Source organism: Nocardia sp. NPDC056100 (assembly GCF_042266325.1).
GTDB lineage: Bacteria > Actinomycetota > Actinomycetes > Mycobacteriales > Mycobacteriaceae > Nocardia.
In genome coordinates, this window is sequence record NZ_JBHJVY010000003.1 from 528955 (window position 1) to 549505 (window position 20551).

A 20551-nucleotide genomic window follows, 5' to 3' on the forward strand; every position below is an offset into this window, starting at 1 on the left:
TCATGAGTGGCGGCACCCTGACCTGACGTGCCGAATAGGGGTCGAAATCGGACAACTTGTCCTGGTCGCGTGGCGCGCGGACAAGGTCACCTTTATTGTTATCGGCGTTGTGTCGCTGATCTCTGTCTTGCGGTCTGGTTTGCGCATCTCATACGGGGCGGTTACTTCGGTTAACCCTGAGTGCACCGGATTGTCATCCGGCGACGACACCATGATCGGGAATCGGGATGGAGAAGTTATCCCGGGCAGGCGTGAACTGGAGCAGTAGTGCGGTTGAAAAGAATAGTCGCGGCTGCGGGGGCAGCGGCGAGCGTGCTCATAACTGGAATCGTGCTGGGCAGTGGTCCCGTTACGGCGGACCCCGGATGCCCGGTCATGTACACCGTGGCCATCCCCGGCACCTGGGAGACCGGTCACGACAAGACCCCCGGCCCCGGAATGCTGTCGCAGGTTACCAACGGGCTACCCGGCGAGGTGGACTACGTGACCTACGCGGCCACCGCCTTCCCCTGGGAGGGTGACGTCTACGGCGCCTCCAAGAAGGAAGCCACCGATAACGCGCGCGGCCTGGTTCAGGCCATGGGGGCGCGCTGCCCGGGCACCAAGATCTCCATCACCGGCTACAGCCAGGGCGCGGACGCCGCGGGCGATCTGGCCGCGGAGATCGGCTCGGGACTCGGTGTGGTGCCGCCGGATCGCATTGCGGCCGTGGCGCTCATATCCGATCCGCGTCGTTCCATCACCGATGTGCAGGTCGGCCCGATCGCGCCCGGTGCGGGTGCGGGCGGTCCGCGCATGGGCGGCTTCGGCTTCATCTCCGATCGCGTGCGCACGGTCTGCGCGGTCGGCGATCTGTACTGCTCCACCGAGGAGAGCGACTTCGTCAGCCGGTTCGCCGGATTCCTGGCGCAGACCTCCGACCCGAACCCGGCCAACCTGTGGCGGTACCAGCTCGAGGTCGGCGCGATCATCAACGATCTGATGGCCCAGGGCGGTATCCCCACCCTGCAGTCGCAGCTCAGCGAGGGTGCGAACGAGCAGCGCGCCCAGCAGTTCGAGCAGTTCTTCCGCACCGGACGGCACACCAGCTACGGCAGTTACGGCGTCGGCGGCGGTCAGACCGCACTGAGCTGGATGCACAACTGGCTCGCCAACGCGGCGTAAGTCGTTCGCTCACAACAGAATACGAAAAGGCCGCTCCCACCATTCCTGGGAGCGGCCTTTCTCGTTGTCTCCCAAGGTTATCCGGCGGAGCCGGTGGCGGGCGGCTGCCAGGGCGCGGGCGGCGGGGTGTTGTCGCCCGGCTGGCCGCCCTGGTTCCAGTCGCGGTCACCGGGGTGGTCGCCGCGATTGCCGCGATGGTGGTGATCGCGATCGCCGTCGTTGTTCTGGCCGGGCCAGTTCTGATCGACCTGCACGGCGGTCGGGGTGTCGGGGGTGGCGGCGGTGGCGGGCAGGGCGACCAGGGCCAGCGGTACGGCGGCCAGGACACCGGCGGCGGCGATGCGCAGCGCCATGCGGCGGCGGGACTTGCGGGGTGACGAGGAGGCGGTCACGGTGGATCCTTTCGCGGGGGCCGGGCCGCGCTTGCGGCTCGTGGTCCCCATACAAGTGGCCGGGCCTGGGAGCGTGGTCCGACGACTCTGGGAATCGACTGCGAGGCCCCCGGGCGGCTCACTCGCGCGGCTGGCGATTCCTCGGCAACAGGTCGAAGACGTGCCCGTTCTCGTTCACCGTGGCGACCGTGCGGCGGCCGGTGCGGGAGTACAGGATTCGGGTGATCGAGCAGTAGTCGATCGGGAAGGTGAGCGGCCGTTCCAGTCCGAGCACGTCCTGCAGCAGCACGTTGATGACGCCGCCGTGCGCGAATGCGACCACGGTGTCGTCATGCTCGGCGGCAGCGGCGATGGCCGCCGCACTGCCGAGGACGCGGCCGCGGAAGGCGTCGCCGTCGATTTGCTCGGGCAGGTATCCGGCCTTGATGCGGTCGTAGACGGCGCGGAATTCCTGCTGCGCGTCCTCGATCGGAATGTAGGCGGGCAGCTCGCGATCGTATTCGGCGAGGCCGTCGATGATTTCGGTGTCCAGGCCCAGCTTCTCGGCGGTGGGCCGGGCGGTATCGCGGGCCCGCAATTGCGGACTGCTGACCACGCGGGCAATGCGATGGTGGGCCAGCGCGCCGGGTACCCGGGCCGCCTGCTCGACCCCGATCTCGGTGAGATCGGGGTCCGCCGGGCCGGTGAGCCCCTGGACGCGTCGCGGCTGGGCGTGGCGGACGAGGATCAACTGCACATCCCCACTCTGCCGCACGCCGCCGACGCGTTCCGTTCGGGGCGGGGAGGGCCTACTGTCCCTGGTTCTTCTTGTTCTGCATCAGGTAGACGATGCCGAGGATCAGCACCACGATGCCGATGCAGCAGACCGCGCCGAAGATCCAGAAGCTGCCACCCTTCTTGGACGACTTCTTCTTGGCGGCGTACTCCATGGTGGAGGTCCAGGTGTCCGGATTGGTCCACACCTGGTGGTCCAGCAGGTTGGCCTGGGTCATCAAGTCCAGGTAGTGCATGTGAAACCCCATCTCATCTATTCGGTAGCCCCCTCCCCGGGACTGCTCACAAGGTTAACGGGCAGTCCCGGTTCTGGGAGTCCACTGTGAATCGGCTGTGAACATCGAAACGTTCACAAGATCGCCGAGACTCTTCGAAACGGGTTACCCCGTACGGGGTTTCACAAGCGGGAAGGGCAGGGTTTCGCGAATACTGCGCCCGGTGATCAGCATGACCACGCGGTCCACGCCGACGCCGAGGCCACCGGTGGGCGGCATGGCGTGCTCGAGGGCCTGCAGGAAGTCCTCATCGAGTTCCATCGCCTCCGGATCGCCGCCCGCGGCCAGCATGGACTGTTCGGTGAGGCGTTTGCGCTGCTCCACCGGATCGGTCAATTCGCTGTAGGCGGTGCCCAATTCGACGCCCCACGCGACCAGGTCCCAGCGTTCGGTAACCCCCGCGATATGCCGGTGCGCGCGCGTCAGCGGGGAGACCGAGGTCGGGAAATCGATGTAGAACGTGGGTTCCTCGGTGCTCGCCTCGACCAGATGCTCGTACATCTCCAGCACGATCTGCCCGGCGTCCCAGCCCAATTGCCAAGTGATACCGGCTTTATCGCAGAGCAGGCGCAGGCGTTCGGCATCGGTCTCGGGACTGATGGTCTCGCCGAGCTTCTCCGATACCGCGCCGTGCACGGTCTTGACCGGCCAGTCGCCGGAGATGTCCACCTCGGTGAGCGTGCCGTCCGGTCCGGGCCGCATGGCCACCATCCTGCCGTTGGCCGCGAGGGCGGCCTCCTGGATGAGCTGGCGGCAGGCGTGCATCATGCGCTCGTAATCGCTGTGCGCCTCATAGGCTTCCAGAATGGTGAACTCGGGATTGTGGCTGTAGTCGACGCCTTCGTTGCGGAAGACGCGGCCGAGTTCGAACACCTTCTCCATACCGCCGACGCAGAGCCGCTTCAGGTACAGCTCGGGTGCGATGCGCAGGTACAGGTCGAGATCGTAGGCATTGATATGCGTGGTGAACGGGGTGGCGTTCGCACCGCCGTGCACCTGCTGCAGTACCGGGGTCTCGACTTCCAGGAATCCCCAGCCGTGCAGGGTGTCTCGCAGCGAGCGCACCACGGCGCTGCGCTTGGCCATCACCTCGCGGATATCGGTGTTGATGGCCATGTCGACGTAGCGCTGCCGCACGCGCGCCTCGGGATCGGCCAGGCCCTTCCACTTGTCGGGTAGCGGGTGCAGGCATTTTCCGATCATGCGCCAGTCGGCGGCGAGCAGGGATAGCTCACCGCTGCGGCTGCGCCCGATCTGACCGCTGACCTCGATGAGATCGCCGAGATCGAAGTAGGTGTCGAAGTCGGCGCTGCGTTCCGCGCCGACCCGGCCGCGGTCGATGACCAGTTGGATCTCCCCGGACCAGTCGCGCAGCAGTGCGAAGCTGACGCCGCCGTAATCGCGAATTCGCAGGAGCCGTCCGCAGACTCGCACCGTGGTGCCCTGCGGGGAGCGGCGCGCGGCGGCGACGGTGTGGGTCGGGGGATAGGCGACCGGATAGGCGTCGACGCCGGAGTCATTGAGTTTGCGCAGTTTGTCCATCCGCACCCGCACCTGTTCGGGGCGGCGCGGTCCGGATTCGGCGAGATCCTCCGGTGGCAGATCGGGCATGCTGCCGTCGGCGTGCAGTCCGGTCATGGTGTCCGGCACCGAGGAGCGCAGACCGGTGTGCGCGGAAGCGTTCTGTTCCTTGCCGATTCGCGGCAGGAAGCCCTCGGCGAGCGCGCTGGCGATGGCGACGCGCGGCAACTGGCGGCGTTCCTCGAACATGGAGAAGCGCGGCACCCAGTCCGGCTGATATTTCACATTGGAGCGGTACAGCGCCTCCAGCTGATACCAGCGCGAGAAGAACATCAGCACCGAACGCCACAGTCGCAGTACGGGTCCCGCGCCGATGCGGCTGCCCTCCTCGAAGACCGCGCGGAAGACCGCGAAGTTCAACGAGATTCGGGTGATGCCGTACTGGTCGGAGGTGAGCGCCAGTTTGGAGATCATCAATTCCATGACGCCATTGGGGCTTTGGCGATCGCGGCGCATCAGATCGAGTGAGACGCCGGTGCGGCCCCACGGCACCAGGGACAGCATGCCGAGCACGCGCTCGTTCGCATCGATGGCCTCGACCAGCAGGCAGTCGCCGTCCAGGGGATCGCCGAGCCGGTCCAGGGCCATGGAGAAGCCGCGTTCGGTCTCGGTATCGCGCCAGAGTTCGGCGCGGTGCATGACCTCGCGCATCTCCTCCGGTTCGACTTCCTTGTGCCGCCGCACGCGAACGGTGATGCCCTGCTTGGCGAGCCGGTTCACGGCCTGCCGGACCTGTTTCATCTCCGGGCCCGCGAGCGAGAAGGTGCGGGTCTCCAGAATCGCCTCGTCGCCCAGGCGCAGCGCGGAAAGTCCGGCGCGCTTATAGGCGGTCGCGCCGATCTCGCTCGCGCCCATCACGGCCGGGGCCCAGCCGTATTGGTCGGCCAGTTTCAGCCAGGCGTCGATGGCGTGCGGCCACGCCTCCTTCAATCCGATGGGATCGCCCGAGGCCAGGCAGACCCCGAGTTCCACGCGATAGGTGACCGCGGCCTTACCGCTGGGCGCGAAGACGACGGCCTTATCGCGGCGGGTGGCGAAGTAGCCGAGCGAATCCTCCACATCCGAGCGTTCGATGAGCCCGCGCAGCGCGGATTCGTCGAGCCCGGTGAGCGCGTTGGTGGCGCGCTGCGAACGGAACAGCACCATCACCGCGGCCAGCAGCGCGATCGCGCCGAACAGGCCGAGCAGCAGGTTCACCAGATGCGGCGGATGCCCGTCGAAGTCCTCGTTGCTGACCAGGATGGCTCCGGTGACCCTCGAGATGGCCCAGAGCGGCCGCTGCTCGTCCGAGGGCAGGCTGCCGGGGAAGAGTTCCACCAGGCCCCAGCCGACCACGCAGCCGAGCGCCAGGCCGCCGAACAGCACGCCGAACGAGCGCAGGATGGTGCCGCCGCGCACCCGCGTGTAGAACTCGCTCCACGCCGCGAGCAGCACACCCATCACACCGAGGTGCACGATCAGCGCGACGAGCGCGTTCACATCGCCCTCGGTGCCGAAGTCCAGTGCGTTGGCGAGCGCGTACGCCGCCATATAGCCGAACAGTAACCACCAGGCGATGCGCTTGCGGCTGGCGGTCGCGCCCGCGAGCAGGCCGACCACCAGCGCCCAGACGAGGGAGGTGTCGGGCGCGTCGAAGTAATAGGTGTCGACGTAGTGCCGCAAACCGGAGGTCAGATAGCGCAGACCGGGCGAAATACTCCACATGGCACACAGGACCGCGAAGACGCCCAGGACCAGCCCCGCAACGTGCGGGACTTCCCGGAGACGCCCGTGTCCGCGATGCGGCACTTCGGGCGACCGCGCGTCGGGTCTGTGTTCGAGTTCCCGGTGCTGCCGGTCCTGCGTCGAAGTCACCGCACCAGTGTGTATGTTGGCGTCGCTCCCGCGCACTCGGAACCCGGTTCGTGTCTTGTTGCGGGTGCCTTACCGACGGGTTGCGGGCCCGATATTTGGTCTCGGGGAACCCGCGGGTGAGGATGTAGCCATGTCGGATCCAGTCGATGTGCCGATCGAGGACGAAGTCATTCGACTCGGCCAATTCCTGAAGCTGGCGAACCTCATCGATTCCGGTTCGGAAGCCAAGAACGTCATCGCGGGCGGCCTCGTCCGGGTGAATGACGAGGTAGAGCTACGCCGCGGCCGCCAATTACAAGCGGGAGACGTGGTCACCATCGCGGGCCACAAAGCCCGCGTCGCCAACTACTGACGCTCCTGTCCGAAGCGCCCCCGTGCGCCCCGGAGCGAACGTGCGCCGGGGCGGGGAAACAGGTCGCTGAGAGTATTCACAGAGTCTCTCGAGAAGCGGGCTTCCGGGTGTCGCTGTTGGGGTTTCAGGGGCGGAGCCCCTGAGAGTTACGAGAGTTGTTCAGTCCTCGGAACGGACGACGACGCCGTCATGGTCGCTGTAGAGCATGTCGCCCGGGGTGAAAGTGATGCCGCCGAACTCCACCGGCACATCCTTCTCGCCCGATCCGGTCTGGGTGCTCTTGCGCGGGTTGGTGCCCAGCGCCTTGACGCCGATGTCCAGCGTCCGCAGGATCGCCGAATCGCGCACCGCGCCGTTGACGATCACGCCGGACCAGCCGTTGTCGACGCCGCGGCCCGCGATGATGTCGCCGACCAGGGCGGTGTGAATGCTCGCGCCGCCGTCGACGACCAGCACCCGGCCGTTGCCCGGCTCGCCGAGGGTCTGCTTGACCAGCAGGTTGTCCTGGAAGCAGCGGATGGTCACGATGCGGCCGGCGAAGGCTTCGCGGCCGCCGAATTGAATGAACTGGGTGTCGCAGCTGCGGATCTCGGGGCCGATCTCATCGGCTAGGTCGGCGGTCGCCACGATGTTTGCTGATTCGGTCACCCGCTTATCTTGTCAGGGCGAAAATACGCAAATCACGCGCGGTGCGGTTCTTGTAGGCGGTGTACGCCTGCGTGGTCTCCTCGAATCGCGTGAAGATCTCGCCCTTGCGCGCCTCGTCCTCGATGAGGCTGGCGCGCACCGGAATCCGCTGTCCCGCGATGGTGACCTCGCCGTCCGGATTGACCAGCAGGTTCCCGGTCCAGGCCGGATGGTGTTCCTGTCCGAAATTGCTGCCGATGACGTACAGCGTGTCCCCGTCGTGCACGTACAGCAGCGGGGTGGTGCGCGGCTGCCCGGATTTGCGCCCGATGGTGGTGAGCAGGATGACGGGCGCGCCGATCGGCCCGAGCACGGTGTATTTGCCGCCGGTGCGCTCGAGGATCCGCCGATCCAGCGGCGTGAGCTTGCGTATCACCAGTGACCCGAGCTTGGTCGCGGCGAACGGACTGGCAACGCGGGAAAGAAGATTGGTGCGCGAACCCCAGATACGGTCCGGAAACTGCTCACTCATGTCCGGAACATTAGTGCCCGCGACGGTGTGCTGTCCGCCCGTCGCGACGGTTCAAGGCTCGTCGTGGCCGCCTCCGCGACCGTGTCCGCGCAGGTAATTCGGTACGCCAGTACCGAGTTGCGGGCGCATACTGAAGTCGGTGGCCGCACCGGAGGAGGACCGGTTGCCATGGTGTACGCGGAGGGCATGAGGTTGGAGTCTGCGATCGACTCGGACGCTGTCGGCGAGACCCGCTCGCTGCTCACGGCGGTCGCGGCACGCTTCGCCGCGGCCTGGGAGCAGGCGGGCCGGCCACCGGAACTGTCCGAATTCCTGCCGCAGGCAACCCAATTCCGCCGCCTGTGCCTGATCGAGTTGATCAAGGTGGATCTGGAATACCGCTGGATCCGCTACGACTTCCCGAAGCGCCTGGCCGAATATCGCCTGGAATACGACGAACTCCGCTCCGGTCCGCTGCCCCCCGATCTGGCCTACGAGGAATTCCACGCGCTGCGCCGTTCCGGTCGCGGTATCGACGAGAGCGGTTATCCCACCGAGGCCGCGCTCACCGAGGTCGCCTGGGGTGAACGCGACTATCGCAGCACCCTGATCGCCAGCCCGCGCGCCCGCGCCGCCCTGGAGGGCATCGAGGTCGGTGACCGCGTCGACGATTTCGATCTGCTGGTCGAATTGGGCGCGGGCGCGTTCGCGAGGGTCTTCCTGGCCCGGCAGCGTTCCATGCAGCGCCTGGTGGCGGTGAAGGTGTCGCAGAATCACGGCACCGAATCCGAGACCCTGGCCCAGCTGGATCACGAGAACATCGTGCGGGTTTTCGATCAGCGTCTGATGGATGAGCGCGAACTCAAACTCATGTACATGCAGTACCTGCCCGGCGGCACGCTGTCGAAGGTGCTGAGCCTGGTGCGCACCCGCCCCGAGGCGGAGCGCGATGGCGGGCTGCTGCTGGAAGCGGTCGATACGGCCATGCGCGACAAGGGCGGATTGGTGCCGAGCGAATCGGCGACCCGCACCGCCATCGCCGCGCACACCTGGCCGGAGACGGTGGCGTGGCTGGGCAGCAGGCTGGCCCGCGCCCTCGACTATTCGGCGGACAACGGTGTGCTGCACCGGGATATCAAGCCCGCCAATGTATTGCTCACCGCGGACGGCATTCCCAAGCTCGCGGATTTCAATATCAGTTTCAGCCTGCACGTGGCGGGGACGAGCCCGCTCGCGTATTTCGGCGGTTCGCTGGCGTACATGTCGCCGGAGCAGCTGGCCGCCTGCCATCCGCAATTGCCGGATACCGCAGAGGATTTGGACGGCCGCTCCGATATCTTCGCGCTCGGCGTGGTGCTGTGGGAGCTGCTCACCGGTCATCGCCCCTTCGACGATGAGACCCGCGCGGGCGATTCGGAATCCTCGCTGGAACGCATGCTGCGCCTGCGGCAGCGCGAGATCGATCCGCAATACCTGGAACAGCTTCCGGCCGACTGCCCGCCGACCCTGCGCCGGGTACTGCTGAAATGTCTTGCCCCGCATCGTGACGACCGCTGGGTGAACGGCGCGGCGCTGGCGCAGCAGCTGGATCTGTGCCTGGATCACCGCGCCCGCGATCTGGTGGATCCGCCGCGAAACAGCTTGCGCGCCAGGGTCGGACCGTGGTCGCTGCTGCTGTTGGTGACGGCCGCGAGTTTCCTGGGCGATTTCCTCGGTATGGCGTACGCGAATCTGCACAACGGCCCGCTGTGGGATATCTGGTTCACCGAGACCGAGCGGCAGCATCTGCAAACGGTGGGTGCGGGTTTGGCGTTGTTCACCACGCCCGCGGCGATCATCGTCACCAATTACCTGTGCCGTCGCGCGTTCATCGTGTGGCGCGGGCTGCGCCGGGGCCGCAGCTATGACCCGGAGATTCTGGCCCGTGCGCGCCGGGACACCCTGGTCAATGGTGATCGGGTGGCACTGCTGGCATTCCTGTGGTGGGTGGTGTCGGCGATCGTGGCGGCGATTTCGCTACTGGTCTATACCGATCTGTCCACGGGTCAGCTGGTGAATCTGACCGCGACACTGCTGGTTTCGGGTGCGGTGGCGGTCGCGTACCCGTTCTTCCTGGTGACGTTCTTCGTGGTGCGCTGTTTCTATCCGCGTTTGCTGACGCACGGTGAGATGGCCGGTGATCAGGACGCGCTGCGCGCGCTGGGCCGCCGCTGCACCCGTTATCTGGCGGTGGCCGTGGCGATTCCGCTGATCGGCGTGGTGACCAGTCTGCTGTTCCTGACCCCGCACGAGGTGTCCCTGGCGATCGGCCCGATCAAATGGCTGTGCCTGGCCGGTGTGCTCGGATTCCTAGGCGACTATTGGCTTTTCCGGCAATTGGAGGCGGATTTGCGGGCGTTCGAGCGCGCGGTGTCCTCGCATTCGGATTTCCGTTGAGCCGCTCGTCAGTTCAGCATGAGCAGTGCGAACAGCAGTAGCCAGAATCCGCCCGCGGCGACTCCGGCGATGGCGAAGCCCTTGTCCTGGCGTTTGGGGTCGATGGCGATCGCGGCCGCACCCAGTGCGACCGCCGGGATGGCGGTGATACCGCAGACGAATCCGAAGAGGCCGAGCATGAACGCGGTGAGCCCCATGCCATTCCACTGCTGCTGCCGATGCTGCCGGTAGTACATCGGGGCATTGCCCGGAATCACCGACATGCCCGGCATCGGCGGCCTGGGCCGCACCACGGGCAACCCCGTGAGCACCATATCGAGGTCGGCGAAGGTGCGGGCGTTGAAGGTCTGCCCTATTCGCTCGGAGAGTTCATCGGCGGTGATCCGGCCGTCGCTGAAACACTGATTCAGGCCCTCGATCACGCGTTCCCGGTCGGCATCGCCGGCTCGCAGTTGTGCGGGATTCCAATACGGTTGCATGTGGTTCTCCGTGAACCCGAAGCGGTATAGGTCTTCTCACCGAGATTAGGCCGGTATCCACGGATCGCACCGCATTCGAGACCGGAACCACAGGGAACGCTCAGGCTCGGCCGTGCCGTTGTTCGTACGACTGTCGTTCGGCGGCTTCACGATCGCGCCGATCGGCGTCCGCGAGCGCCGGATCGAGTCCGTGCTTGATGAGTTTGTTGCGCCGGAACACATAGGTGAGCGCGACCGTGAAATAGATCAGCGGCAGATACAGCAGCGCCATCATGGCCAGGCGCATCCAGAGCGGACCGGGGATGAGCAGGAACAGGCACAGCACCGGAATGATCGGAATCAGAATGCGGAGCAGATAGCGGCGGGTGGCTCCGGGACCGATGACATCGTCGCGCACCCAGTCCGTCATCGACGGTGGCAGCGTGCGGCCGCAGATATAGCCGAGGCGCTGCGCGAGGGTCGGGGTGCTGCGTTCGGGCATGTGCCCAGCATCCCCGCCGTGGCCGAATCGGACAAATATTCGGGGGGTCGGCGGCTTTGGCGACCCCGGGCGATCAGGCGCTGGTGCGTTCTTTGTGGAATGCGGCGACCTGCGTCACCAGGTTGTGCGTCGAGCTCTTCACGGCCAGTTTCACGAACGGCTCGATGGTCTTGCCGAGCAGTTTTCCGGCGATGCCGCCGGGCACCCGGTAGTCGACGATGGCGTCGATGGTGCAGGCTTCGTCGCCCCGGTCGTGGAACAGGAAGGTGGATTCGATCTCGAAGCCCTTGATGGACTTCACCGCGATGGCTTTACCGGGTTCGTGCCGCACGATCTTGATCGTGGAATGCAGTGAGACCGGGCCCAGTCCGATGGTGCCGTCGAAGGTGGCGTCGACGCCCTCGGTCTGCTCGGTCAGCGGCTTGAAGCTGTTGATCTCATTGATGAATTTGGGCAGATTGTTGTAATCGTTGACGTAGGCGAAGGCGGATTCCGCCGAGGCGGTGCAGTCCGCGACGATCTTGACTTCGGTCATGCGCACGACAGTAACCTGTTGCAAATTCATGCGCGGATGATGAGGTGAGCGCCACATTCGGCGCGCGCCGCCGATTCCTACGCGGTCACCGCCAGCGTGCCCGCGACACCGAACACCACCGCCATCAACAGCACTTCGAAAATCGCACGGCGCAAAGAGGATTGCGCGTCCATGCGGTGATCGGCGGCCACCGGCACCCAGGTGCGCCGCCACCGCCAGCCCAGCGCCAGCAGCGCGATGAGGATCACCGTCTTGGCCAGCAGCAGCCGCCCGTATCCGGTGGTCGCCAATTCGGTGAGCCCGCCGACCCGAACCAGGCCGTTCACGATGCCCGTCAGGGTCACCGTGGCGGCCAGCGGCAGCGCCCAGCGCGAATAGCGGGGGAGCAGCACCGCCCACTCACCCCGGGTGCGCACGGTCAGCGCCAGCGCCAGCAGCACCCCGAACCAGGCCGAGGCGGCCAGCGCGTGCACCGCGCCCAGCACCGATCCGAAACTCTGCTGCGACATATGCCCGGTGATCGGGCGCAGTGCCAGGGTCACCGCGGTGAACACCAGCACCAGATCCGCCGTCACCCGATCCGGATTGCGAAAACCGAAGGCGCTGTACATCGCGACCGCGCCGCTGCCGATCAGCAGTGCGATACCGATCTGCCCGCCGCTCACCGTGGTGAGGTAGTCGCCGAACTGTCCCGCGCCCAGCTTCGCGACCCGAATGCCCTGTACCTCGGAGGCTTCCAGCACCAGCATCGCGAATTCCATGACCGCCCAGACCCCCGCGGCGACGGTGAGCAGCCGCCACGGCGGGGACAGGCGTTCGGACAGCCGCGGCAGCGCGGCCGCGCCGAGCACGATCGCGCCCGCGCAGTCGGCGAGCACCCGCACCGGCGCTTCCGCCTGGACGGGATCGTTCGCCGCGAGCGCCCAGGCCAGCGCCCAACCGCACAGTGCGAGCGGAATGACCAGCAGCAGTAGCCATCTCAGTGGACTGTCGCCGGTCGTCCCGCGCTCGCGGCGGCGATCGGTGCCCTCGGACCGGTTCACTGACGCTGCTTGCCCCGCCCGCCCAGCAGTGCGAAGGCCAGCCCGCCGCCGAACAGCACCACCGCGCCCGCGATGAACACCCACAGCGGCACTCCGCCGCCACCGGAACCGCCCGATTTGGCCGAGGAGTCGGCCTTCGGACCGGGAGTTCCGTTGCCCGCCTTGGTGAGCGTGAAGGTGCGGGTGCCGCTGACCGGATGCCCGTCCGCCGAGGTGACCCGGTACGCGATCTTGTAATCGCCGGTCGGGCCGAGCTCGCCGACCTCGATGCTGACCGTCGGGCCCTCCACCTTGGGCTGGCCCTTGGACCACAGGTTGCCGTCCGGTCCGGTGACCGTCATGGACGGGTAGCTCTCCTGCAGATTCTCATTGAAGGTGACGCTCGCCCGCGCGGGGGAGACGTTGATCTGCGAGCCGTTCTCCGGACTGGAGCCGATGGCCGCCGAATGCGCATTCGCCACACCGCCGCCCAGCAGGGCGAAACCGGTGATCAGCAGACCGGTGAGTACACCGGCGAAGAGCTTGCGGCTCATGACTTGCGACCGCGGATGACGCTGCCCAGACCCAGGGCCGCACCGAGCGCGCCCAGCACCAGGCCGATGCCGCCGAGCCAGCGGGCGGTGTTGTCGGTGCCCTTGTCTTCCTTGGCCTCGGTGGTGGTCGCGGCGTGATCGTCGTCGCCGCCACCGGCCGCCAGGGTCAGCGCGGGAGCCGGATGCTCGGGCTCGCTGCCGTCCGGGTTGTCCTTCTGATCCCAGACCACGACCTTGCCGTCGCTGTAGGTCTGGGTGGCAGGGAAGGCGACCTTCTCCTGCTTGGGCAGCGCGACCGACAGCACGAAGCGCTGGAACTGACCGGGCGCGACACCGGCATTGCCGGGATCGGCGGTCCAGGTGACGGCGACGGCCTCACCCTTGTCGTTCTTGTCCACCTTGGCGGTCCAGCCCGGCAGCGGTTCGGTGCGGGCGCTCTTCAAATTCGGCAGCACCACACTGACTTTGGTGGTGGAGGCGGTATCGGATTCGGTCGGCACCTTGAAGGTGGCGACCGCGTACCCGCCCTGCGACGCGCCCGGCGCGTCGACGGTGACATGCGCGGACGCGATTCCGGTGCCCAGCAGCGTCAAACTCGCGGCCGCGACGACCGTGCCGAGCGCGCGCGAAGAGGAAATAAGCATGAGTGAATGGCCTTTTCTGGCAAAGGGTTACGGGTGCGAGGAAGTCACGCCGCAACCGGCGGAGCCCGAGACCCATTGGCCCCCACCGCGAGCCGCCCCAGCGACTCCACCCCCGCGGCCCAGCGAGCAGCCGCGCGCCCGATGACGGGCGCGGCGGGGCGGGCGAGCACCGCTCGAACCGCCTGCGAGACAAGCCCGTACAGCCGCTCGGCCGCCAGAATCAGCACCGCGAACAGCACGGCCGCCACGGCATGCGCCGCGAGCATGACGCCGTCGTTCACGAAATCCATTGCCCCCGAGACGTGCCCGTGATGGGCCGCGCCGCTCAACGCCAGATGGCAGGCCGGTTGCCCGAGCACCATCAGGACGGGCAGCGTGCCGGGGGAGTGCAGTACCGCCGCCGATGCCCCGATCGCGGCACTGACCAGCAGTAACAGGGTCGATCCGGCCGAATCCGGATAGCCGCCGCCCGCGATACCGTGCGCGGCGATCGCGAGCACGGCCATCGCGGCACCGGCGAGACTGCCGCGAAATGCCTTGTGCGGCACCCGCGATGCGGAACCGCGTACGAGGACAGTCCGCGGGCGTGGTACCCGGCTGCCTGCTCGTACGCGGTGCGTCATCGTGGGGTACTGATCAGTTCACGCCGAGGCGGGCGAGCACATCGGCTTCGATACCGGAGAGCTCGTTCGAGATGGAGGCGTGCACGGCGCGCCGCCGCTGCACGGGCATCTGCGCGGCCGTGCGCACGGCGGTGGTCAGGCTCTCCAGCCGATCGCGCGTGGCGGCGACGAATTTCGCGGTATCGGAGTCCTTCGGGTTCTTCTTCTCCAGATCGGTGAGCGTGCTCTCCACATTCGCCAGCCGGGCCTGCAATTTCGCACCCGGACCGGCGAACTCGCCGAGCTGATTCACCCCGACGCCCAACTGCTGCGCCCGCCGCGTATCCAACTGCCCGCGCAACATGGTCGCGCCGCGATAGGCGAGCGGTGCCAGCACCGGCACCAGAATCCGGGCAACTCCCAGATACTTCCGCACCGAGGCCACGCTGAACGGATCCCGCTCGGCCTTGGCGGCCAGCTTCACCGCGGCCTTCTCCTCGGCCTGCAGCTTGGAGATCTCCGCATTGGCGATCTTCCGCTGCAACCGAGCCTCACCCCGATGCTTCTTCCGCTCATTGCGAGCCCCGAGCTTGGCCTCCATACCGGCCTTGTGCTTCAGCGCCTTGGCCTCAGCCCGCCGGCTGACCTTCTTCTTGCGCTTGGTGAACAACCCCATAGATGGCCTCCGTCATGCTGGTTCGCCATGGCAGCACAGGGCCGGGGGAATTGCCTGTCCGCCCATGAAACACAGTTTGACCGCCACCCTATCGTTTCCCCAGCCAACCGAGCGAACACCATGCCCAATCAACGAACCGCCCGCCTCCGCGGTTCGAGGAATGGGGGGACGCTGACGCTAGGTCTCGGGGGCTTCGCCCCCAAACCCCCGCAACGACGCCGAGCGCTGTCCGTCAACTCGCCGTACCCCGCAACGACGCCGAGCGCTGTTCGTGAACTCGCCGTACCCCGCAACGACGCCGAGCGCTGTTCGTGAACTCTCCGCACCCCCGCAACGACGCCGAGCGCTGTTCGTCAACTCTCCGCCCGGCGGGGCGCGGATCCTGGGCCCGAGTTCGGACTCCTCTCCGCCGCCGGGGTCTGCTCGCGTCCCTTCGTCATTGGGGGTTTGGGGGCGGAGCCCCCAAGACTCAGCGTCAGCGTCCCCCCTTCCCTCTGTCGGGGGTTCGGGGGCGGAGCCCCGGAGTGTTTTCGCACCACCCGGGGGTGCGCGCCCCTCGCTCGCATCATCTTCTCCGCGCGCCGAGGGGCGCGGGGGTCGGAGTGTCGGGGGATAGCGCCATACTGCTATCCGTGTATTCGGGCATCGGTGACCATGGCGAGCGGGCCGCGTTTCTTGACGCGCGGGCCTTGATCGGCTGCCGGCACCGGCTGCTTTTGGACTCCTCGCATCCCCAGGTGCTGACCGGAGTTACCGAGGACGCCGGGGTGCAGCAGCGACGGGATGCGGCGGCCGCGCATCGAATTCAGGTGCGGGACACGCTCGTCGGGGGCGATCCGGAGCGCTGGACCGTCATCGACGCCGCCCAGTCGGCGGGCCGTCGCGCGGAGGCGACGATGGCGGCGATGGCGGCGGGCGCGGACCGCATCTGGGGCGGCCTGCTGCCGCAGGAGGCGGACACCGGCCGGCGCGGTGGTTGCGAAATCCTGTGGCGGGACGCGGATCGCGGCGGATACATCCCGATCGTGGTGGTCAATCACAAGGTGACCGATCCGCGGCAGCCGGATCCGGCGGACTTCCATCCGATCACCAGCGGCCTGTACTCCTGGACCCCAAAGCCGGACCGCTACGTCCGCACTCGCCCGCAGCCGCGTGATCAGCAGCGCCTGGCGCACCTGTATCGCATGCTGCAGCGGCACGGCTATGCCAGCCCCGCCCTGGTGGGCGGTGCGATCGGATATGCCTTCGACCGCATCCTGATTCACGATCTGGGCCCCATCCTGGACGATTACGACCGCCGCTATGCCGACCGCATCGCGGTGGTGCGCGGCGAGCTGCCGACGGTCCCGTCGAAGGTCCCCGAATGCCGCCAATGCCCGTGGTGGACCCGCGCTCCCGAGGAGGGCGCGCTCAGCTGTGAGAAGTGGCTGGCCGAACACCGCGATATCAGCCTGGTCGCCCCGGGCGCGCGCGCCGAGGTGCTGCGCCGCCACGATGTGCACACCATCGACGATCTCGCCGCCTGGACGGGCGATGATCCGGACGACTGGCATTTCGAGCCGTTCACCGAAACCATTGTGACCGCGCGTGCTTGGGCCACCGGAGCCCCGCTGGTCCGCCGCGTCGATCAGGTTCGGGTGACCCGCGCCGACGTCGAGGTGGACGTCGATCTGGAGAGCTTCCAGGAGCACGGCGCATACCTGTGGGGCACTCTGCTGGACGGCGTCTACCGCCCTTTCGTCACCTGGGATCCGCTGCCCACCGAGGATGAGGGCCGTTCCTTCGCCGAATTCTGGGCGTGGCTGATGGAAACCCGCGCGCAGGCCGCCGCCGACGGCAAAACCTTTGCCGCCTACTGCTATTCGCGCACCGCCGAGGACAAGTGGCTGTACGAGTCGGCCCGTCGTTTCGCGGGCATGCCCGGCATCCCGACCGAGCGCGATATCCAGAAGTTCGTGGACAGCCCGCAGTGGGTGGACATGTTCCAGGCGGTGTCGGAGCAGTTCATCTGCCCGAACGGCAAGGGCCTGAAGAAGATCGCCCCGGTCGCCGGTTTCTCCTGGCGCGATCCGGAGGCGGGCGGTGAGGCATCCATGAGCTGGTACCGCCTGGCCGTCGCCTACGACGGCGGCGAACCGGACATGTCGCAGCGCACCCGCATCCTGGAGTACAACGAGGACGATGTGCAGGCGACGAAGGTGCTGCGCGACTGGATGACCGATCGGGCCGATGCCGAGGTTCCCGCCATCGCGGATTTCGCGCGACGTAATATCGCGTCGTGACCGAACACGTCGAGCACCTGGAGTTTCAGGCCGAGACCCATCAGCTGCTGGAGCTGATGATTCACTCGGTGTATTCGAATAAAGACACGTTCCTGCGGGAGCTGATCTCGAATTCCTCGGACGCGCTGGACAAGCTGCGCCTGGAATCGTTCCGCGACAAGGATTTGCAGGCCGATATCTCGGATCTGCACATCGAGTTGTCGGTGGATCGCGATCAGCGCGTGCTGACCGTCCGCGACAACGGCATCGGCATGTCCCGTGCCGAGGTGGTGGATCTGATCGGCACGCTCGCCAAGTCGGGAACGGCCACGCTGCGCAAGCAGCTGTTGGAAACCAAATCCGATGCCGCCGCCGAAGAGCTGATCGGCCAGTTCGGCATCGGCTTCTATTCGACCTTCATGGTGGCCGACAAGGTCACCCTGACCACCCGCAAGGCGGGCGAAACCACCGGCACCCGTTGGGAATCCGCCGCGGGCAGCTCCACCTACACGATCGAGGAACTCGACGAGGCCCCGCAGGGCACGTCGGTATCGCTGCACCTCAAGCCCGCCGATGACGAGGACCACCTCTTCGATTACACGATGGAGTGGAAGCTCCGCGAAATCGTGAAGAAGTACTCGGATTTCATCGCCTGGCCCATCCGCATGGATGTGGAACGCACCGTCATGGACGGTGAGGGCGAGGAGCAGACCGAGAAGACGCTCACCGAAACCCAGACCCTGAACTCCCAGAAGGCGCTGTGGACCCGCCCCAGGAGCGAGGTCACCGACGAGGAGTACAAGGAGTTCTACAAGCACGTCTCGCACGCCTGGGATGACCCGCTGGAGGTCATTCCGATGAAGGCGGAGGGCACGTTCGAATATCAGGCGCTGCTGTTCCTGCCCTCGACCGCGCCGTTCGACCTGTTCACCCGTGAGCACAAGCGCGGCGTGCAGCTGTATGTCCGCCGCGTGTTCATCATGGACAACTGCGAAGAGCTGATGCCGGAGTATCTGCGCTTCGTCAAGGGCGTGGTGGACGCACAGGACCTGTCGCTCAATGTCTCTCGCGAGATCCTGCAGCAGGACCGGCAGATCCGGATGATTCAGAAGCGCCTGGTGAAGAAGGTGCTGTCCACGGTCAAGGATTTGCAGAAGGCCGAGGATCAGTCCAAGTACCAGACGTTCTGGCGCGAGTTCGGCCGAGTTCTCAAGGAGGGCATGCTCTCCGACGCCGATAATCGCGAAACCATCCTGGGCGTCTCGTCTTTCGCGTCCACGCATTCGACCGAGGAGCTCACCACCCTCGCCCAGTACGTGGAGCGGATGCCGGAGACCCAGACGGCGATCTACTACATGACGGGCGAGTCCCGCGAGCAGATCGAGAACTCCCCGCATATGGAAGCCTTCAAGGCCAAGGGCCTCGAGGTGCTGGTGCTGACCGATCCGGTCGACGAGATGTGGGTCGGTTCGGTGCCCGAGTTCGCCGGTCAGCCACTGCAATCCATCGCCAAGGGCGAGGTGGATCTGGAGTCGGAGGACGAGAAGAAGGAGTCCGAGGCCCTGCGCGAGGCGCAGGACAAGGATTTCGCCGATCTGCTCGGCTGGCTGACCACCGCCCTGGACGAGAATGTGAAGGAGGTCCGCCTGACCTCCCGCCTCACCACCTCGCCCGCCTGCATCGTGGGTGACGTATTCGATTTCACGCCGCTGCTGGAACGCATGTACCGGGCCTCCGGTCAGGCGCTGCCCGAATCCAAGCGGATCCTGGAATTGAACCCCTCGCACCCCCTGGTCACCGGCCTGCGGGATGCGTTCGCCAAGGTCAAGGATGACGCGGACAAGCCCGCCGACCTCACCGAGACCGCCGAACTGCTCTACGGCACAGCGGTTCTGGCCGAGGGCGGCGAGCTCAAGGATCCGGCGCGGTTCGCCCGGGTGCTCGCCGACCGCCTCACCAAAACCCTCTGACTGGCGGATTTCGGTCATACCCGGTTCGGCGCGATTGTGACGCGCGCGATGATCCGCCGAACCGGGGAACTCGCTGGAACGCCATACGTTGTACTGCTTGGTCGTAAGTTTTTCGTGTTCGTGTCTCACATGCTCGCGCTGAACATCGTGCGGGCGCTTCTCTTGCCAGGCAAGCTGCAAGTCGCCTTCTGATTCGACCCGGTCGCCGTGACCGCGGCGGCCGATGCAACATCCAGCAGGAGAAAGTTATGGTTCAGGGCACCGTCAAGTGGTTCAACGCGGAGAAGGGCTACGGCTTCATCGCCCGCGAGGACGGCCCCGATGTGTTCGTTCACTACTCTGAAATCGAAGGCAACGGCTACCGCCAGCTCGAAGAGGGCCAGGCCGTGAGCTTCGAAATCACCGAGGGCAAGAAGGGTCCGCAAGCCGCGGCCGTCCGCCCCCACTGAGATTTCCGGCAGGGCGCTGAAGCCTCCGCGTCCGCCGACCTCGTGAAATAACAAGGCCCGCACGGTAATCCGTGCGGGCCTTGTGCCGTTTCAACGCTTAACGCGGGGCCATGCGGAGAGCGCCGTCCATGCGGATGGTCTCGCCGTTCAGGTAGTCGTGCTCGGTGATGTACTGCGCGAGCTGCGCGTATTCATCCGGGCGGCCCAGGCGGGACGGGAAGGGAACGCCCGCCTCGAGGCCCTTGCGGTATTCCTCGGTGACACCGGCGAGCATCGGGGTGTCGATGATGCCGGGGGCGATGGTGTTGACGCGAATGCCGAACTGCGCCAGGTCACGCGCGGCCGGGATGGTCATACCGGCGACGCCGCCCTTGGAGGCGGAGTAGGCGATCTGCCCGATCTGGCCCTCGAACGCCGCCACGGAGGCGGTGTTGATGATGACGCCGCGCTGGCCGTACTCGTCGACCGGCTCGGTCTTGGAGATGGCGTCGGCGGCCAGGCGCATGACATTGAACGAGCCGAGCAGGTTCACGGTGATGACCGTGCGGAACAGCTCGAGATCGTGCGGTCCGTTCTTGGACAGGATGCGTCCCGCCCAGCCCACACCGGCGCAGTTGACGACGATGCGCAGTGGCACACCGGATTCCACGACCTTGGCGACCGCGGCGGCCACCTCGTCACCGCTGGTGACGTCGGTCGGGATCAGGGTCACACCGGCCGGGACGCTGTCGCCCGCGCGCTCGATCGACTGGGCCAGGTCCAGGCCGAACACAGTGGCGCCGGCGTCGGCGAGGCGCTTGGCGGTGGCCGCACCGAGGCCGGAAGCACCTCCGGTGACGATGGCGGCGGAGCCGGAAATCTCCACGGTGATTGGTCCTCTCGAACGTGGAGCGCCCTCTCACTGGCCCTCCG

The 20551-nt window shown here is 66.6% G+C and carries 21 protein-coding genes; 6 read left to right on the plus strand and 15 right to left on the minus strand.

Going from position 1 to position 20551, the window contains the following annotated elements; genetic code table 11:
• Nucleotides 1-318 precede the first annotated feature (318 nt).
• The gene (locus ACFC0O_RS24570) at nt 319-1164 is read left to right on the plus strand and encodes a cutinase family protein (RefSeq protein ID WP_364637952.1); all 846 of its coding nucleotides are present in this window, start codon (nt 319-321) and stop codon (nt 1162-1164) included.
• Between the two features lie 77 nt (nt 1165-1241).
• On the opposite strand, the gene ACFC0O_RS24575 is transcribed toward ACFC0O_RS24570, so the two are convergent.
• The 4 genes from ACFC0O_RS24575 to lysX all read right to left on the minus strand — a co-directional run bounded on the left by ACFC0O_RS24575 (nt 1242) and on the right by lysX (nt 6040).
• Complete coding sequence (locus ACFC0O_RS24575; RefSeq protein ID WP_375961580.1) at nt 1242-1556, minus strand: hypothetical protein; 315 nt, start codon at nt 1554-1556, stop codon at nt 1242-1244.
• 118 nt (nt 1557-1674) lie between these two features.
• Entirely contained in the window at nt 1675-2292 is a 618-nt protein-coding gene (locus tag ACFC0O_RS24580) for a histidine phosphatase family protein (protein WP_375961582.1), read from the minus strand.
• Between the two features lie 52 nt (nt 2293-2344).
• Complete coding sequence (locus ACFC0O_RS24585) at nt 2345-2578, minus strand: hypothetical protein (protein WP_375961585.1); 234 nt, start codon at nt 2576-2578, stop codon at nt 2345-2347.
• A 132-nt stretch (nt 2579-2710) separates the two neighbouring features.
• Complete coding sequence (gene lysX / locus ACFC0O_RS24590; RefSeq protein ID WP_375961587.1) at nt 2711-6040, minus strand: bifunctional lysylphosphatidylglycerol synthetase/lysine--tRNA ligase LysX; 3330 nt, start codon at nt 6038-6040, stop codon at nt 2711-2713.
• 130 nt (nt 6041-6170) lie between these two features.
• On the opposite strand from lysX, the gene ACFC0O_RS24595 reads away from it, so the two are divergent.
• Nucleotides 6171-6392, plus strand: a complete 222-nt coding sequence (locus ACFC0O_RS24595; protein ID WP_364636898.1) for an RNA-binding S4 domain-containing protein — start codon at nt 6171-6173, stop codon at nt 6390-6392.
• A 159-nt stretch (nt 6393-6551) separates the two neighbouring features.
• Here the strand turns inward: ACFC0O_RS24595 and rraA are convergent, their stop codons facing one another.
• The gene (gene rraA / locus ACFC0O_RS24600) at nt 6552-7040 is read right to left on the minus strand and encodes a ribonuclease E activity regulator RraA (protein WP_364636900.1); all 489 of its coding nucleotides are present in this window, start codon (nt 7038-7040) and stop codon (nt 6552-6554) included.
• Between the two features lie 4 nt (nt 7041-7044).
• On the minus strand, nt 7045-7551 hold the full coding sequence (locus ACFC0O_RS24605; RefSeq protein WP_364636902.1) for a nitroreductase family deazaflavin-dependent oxidoreductase: 507 nt from the start codon (nt 7549-7551) through the stop codon (nt 7045-7047).
• A 186-nt stretch (nt 7552-7737) separates the two neighbouring features.
• On the opposite strand from ACFC0O_RS24605, the gene ACFC0O_RS24610 reads away from it, so the two are divergent.
• Nucleotides 7738-9966: a serine/threonine-protein kinase gene (locus tag ACFC0O_RS24610; protein WP_375961591.1), complete on the plus strand. Its 2229-nt coding sequence runs from the start codon at nt 7738-7740 to the stop codon at nt 9964-9966.
• Nucleotides 9967-9974: 8 nt separating this feature from the next.
• Here ACFC0O_RS24610 and ACFC0O_RS24615 read toward each other — a convergent pair whose 3' ends face one another.
• The 8 genes from ACFC0O_RS24615 to ACFC0O_RS24650 form a co-directional block, all read right to left on the minus strand.
• Nucleotides 9975-10445, minus strand: a complete 471-nt coding sequence (locus ACFC0O_RS24615) for a DUF1707 domain-containing protein (RefSeq protein WP_375961594.1) — start codon at nt 10443-10445, stop codon at nt 9975-9977.
• A 100-nt stretch (nt 10446-10545) separates the two neighbouring features.
• A complete protein-coding gene (locus tag ACFC0O_RS24620) occupies nt 10546-10926 on the minus strand; it encodes a DUF5313 family protein (protein WP_364636908.1) in 381 nt (126 codons plus the stop codon).
• 73 nt (nt 10927-10999) lie between these two features.
• On the minus strand, nt 11000-11461 hold the full coding sequence (locus ACFC0O_RS24625; RefSeq protein ID WP_364636910.1) for an SRPBCC family protein: 462 nt from the start codon (nt 11459-11461) through the stop codon (nt 11000-11002).
• 77 nt (nt 11462-11538) lie between these two features.
• Nucleotides 11539-12504, minus strand: coding sequence for a copper resistance D family protein (locus tag ACFC0O_RS24630; RefSeq protein ID WP_375961598.1), 966 nt, complete (start codon nt 12502-12504; stop codon nt 11539-11541).
• A complete protein-coding gene (locus ACFC0O_RS24635; RefSeq protein ID WP_375961601.1) occupies nt 12501-13037 on the minus strand; it encodes a copper resistance protein CopC in 537 nt (178 codons plus the stop codon). Before ACFC0O_RS24635 ends, ACFC0O_RS24630 begins: the two co-directional genes overlap by 4 nt.
• The gene (locus ACFC0O_RS24640; RefSeq protein ID WP_375961603.1) at nt 13034-13681 is read right to left on the minus strand and encodes a YcnI family protein; all 648 of its coding nucleotides are present in this window, start codon (nt 13679-13681) and stop codon (nt 13034-13036) included. Before ACFC0O_RS24640 ends, ACFC0O_RS24635 begins: the two co-directional genes overlap by 4 nt.
• A 44-nt stretch (nt 13682-13725) precedes the next feature.
• The gene (locus ACFC0O_RS24645) at nt 13726-14187 is read right to left on the minus strand and encodes a hypothetical protein (RefSeq protein WP_375961606.1); all 462 of its coding nucleotides are present in this window, start codon (nt 14185-14187) and stop codon (nt 13726-13728) included.
• Nucleotides 14188-14317: 130 nt separating this feature from the next.
• A complete protein-coding gene (locus tag ACFC0O_RS24650) occupies nt 14318-14959 on the minus strand; it encodes a DUF6474 family protein (protein ID WP_375961609.1) in 642 nt (213 codons plus the stop codon).
• A gap of 632 nt (nt 14960-15591) precedes the next feature.
• Here ACFC0O_RS24650 and ACFC0O_RS24655 point away from each other — a divergent pair.
• The 3 genes from ACFC0O_RS24655 (at nt 15592) to ACFC0O_RS24665 (ending at nt 19639) form a co-directional block, all read left to right on the plus strand.
• Nucleotides 15592-17241, plus strand: a complete 1650-nt coding sequence (locus ACFC0O_RS24655; RefSeq protein WP_375961611.1) for a TM0106 family RecB-like putative nuclease — start codon at nt 15592-15594, stop codon at nt 17239-17241.
• Entirely contained in the window at nt 17238-19190 is a 1953-nt protein-coding gene (gene htpG / locus ACFC0O_RS24660) for a molecular chaperone HtpG (RefSeq protein ID WP_375961613.1), read from the plus strand. The genes ACFC0O_RS24655 and htpG overlap by 4 nt, the downstream gene beginning before the upstream one ends.
• 248 nt (nt 19191-19438) lie before the next feature.
• Nucleotides 19439-19639 carry a cold-shock protein gene (locus ACFC0O_RS24665; RefSeq protein ID WP_033085228.1) on the plus strand — a complete coding sequence of 67 codons (201 nt, stop codon included), beginning with the start codon at nt 19439-19441 and terminating at the stop codon, nt 19637-19639.
• 97 nt (nt 19640-19736) lie between these two features.
• Here the strand turns inward: ACFC0O_RS24665 and ACFC0O_RS24670 are convergent, their stop codons facing one another.
• A complete protein-coding gene (locus ACFC0O_RS24670) occupies nt 19737-20504 on the minus strand; it encodes an SDR family NAD(P)-dependent oxidoreductase (protein WP_364636926.1) in 768 nt (255 codons plus the stop codon).
• Nucleotides 20505-20551: the final 47 nt, after the last annotated feature.

What these genes read in the sequence shown, in the direction of transcription:
- ACFC0O_RS24585 (WP_375961585.1), bottom strand. Translation starts at nt 2,578, where the DNA reads ATGGGGTTTCACATGCACTACCTGGACTTGATGACCCAGGCCAACCTG.
- ACFC0O_RS24595 (WP_364636898.1), top strand. Translation starts at nt 6,171, where the DNA reads ATGTCGGATCCAGTCGATGTGCCGATCGAGGACGAAGTCATTCGACTC.
- ACFC0O_RS24605 (WP_364636902.1), bottom strand. Translation starts at nt 7,551, where the DNA reads ATGAGTGAGCAGTTTCCGGACCGTATCTGGGGTTCGCGCACCAATCTT.
- ACFC0O_RS24610 (WP_375961591.1), top strand. Translation starts at nt 7,738, where the DNA reads ATGAGGTTGGAGTCTGCGATCGACTCGGACGCTGTCGGCGAGACCCGC.
- ACFC0O_RS24615 (WP_375961594.1), bottom strand. Translation starts at nt 10,445, where the DNA reads ATGCAACCGTATTGGAATCCCGCACAACTGCGAGCCGGCGATGCCGAC.
- ACFC0O_RS24620 (WP_364636908.1), bottom strand. Translation starts at nt 10,926, where the DNA reads ATGCCCGAACGCAGCACCCCGACCCTCGCGCAGCGCCTCGGCTATATC.
- ACFC0O_RS24625 (WP_364636910.1), bottom strand. Translation starts at nt 11,461, where the DNA reads ATGACCGAAGTCAAGATCGTCGCGGACTGCACCGCCTCGGCGGAATCC.
- ACFC0O_RS24635 (WP_375961601.1), bottom strand. Translation starts at nt 13,037, where the DNA reads ATGAGCCGCAAGCTCTTCGCCGGTGTACTCACCGGTCTGCTGATCACC.
- ACFC0O_RS24640 (WP_375961603.1), bottom strand. Translation starts at nt 13,681, where the DNA reads ATGCTTATTTCCTCTTCGCGCGCGCTCGGCACGGTCGTCGCGGCCGCG.
- ACFC0O_RS24645 (WP_375961606.1), bottom strand. Translation starts at nt 14,187, where the DNA reads ATGGCCGTGCTCGCGATCGCCGCGCACGGTATCGCGGGCGGCGGCTAT.
- ACFC0O_RS24650 (WP_375961609.1), bottom strand. Translation starts at nt 14,959, where the DNA reads ATGGGGTTGTTCACCAAGCGCAAGAAGAAGGTCAGCCGGCGGGCTGAG.
- ACFC0O_RS24665 (WP_033085228.1), top strand. Translation starts at nt 19,439, where the DNA reads ATGGTTCAGGGCACCGTCAAGTGGTTCAACGCGGAGAAGGGCTACGGC.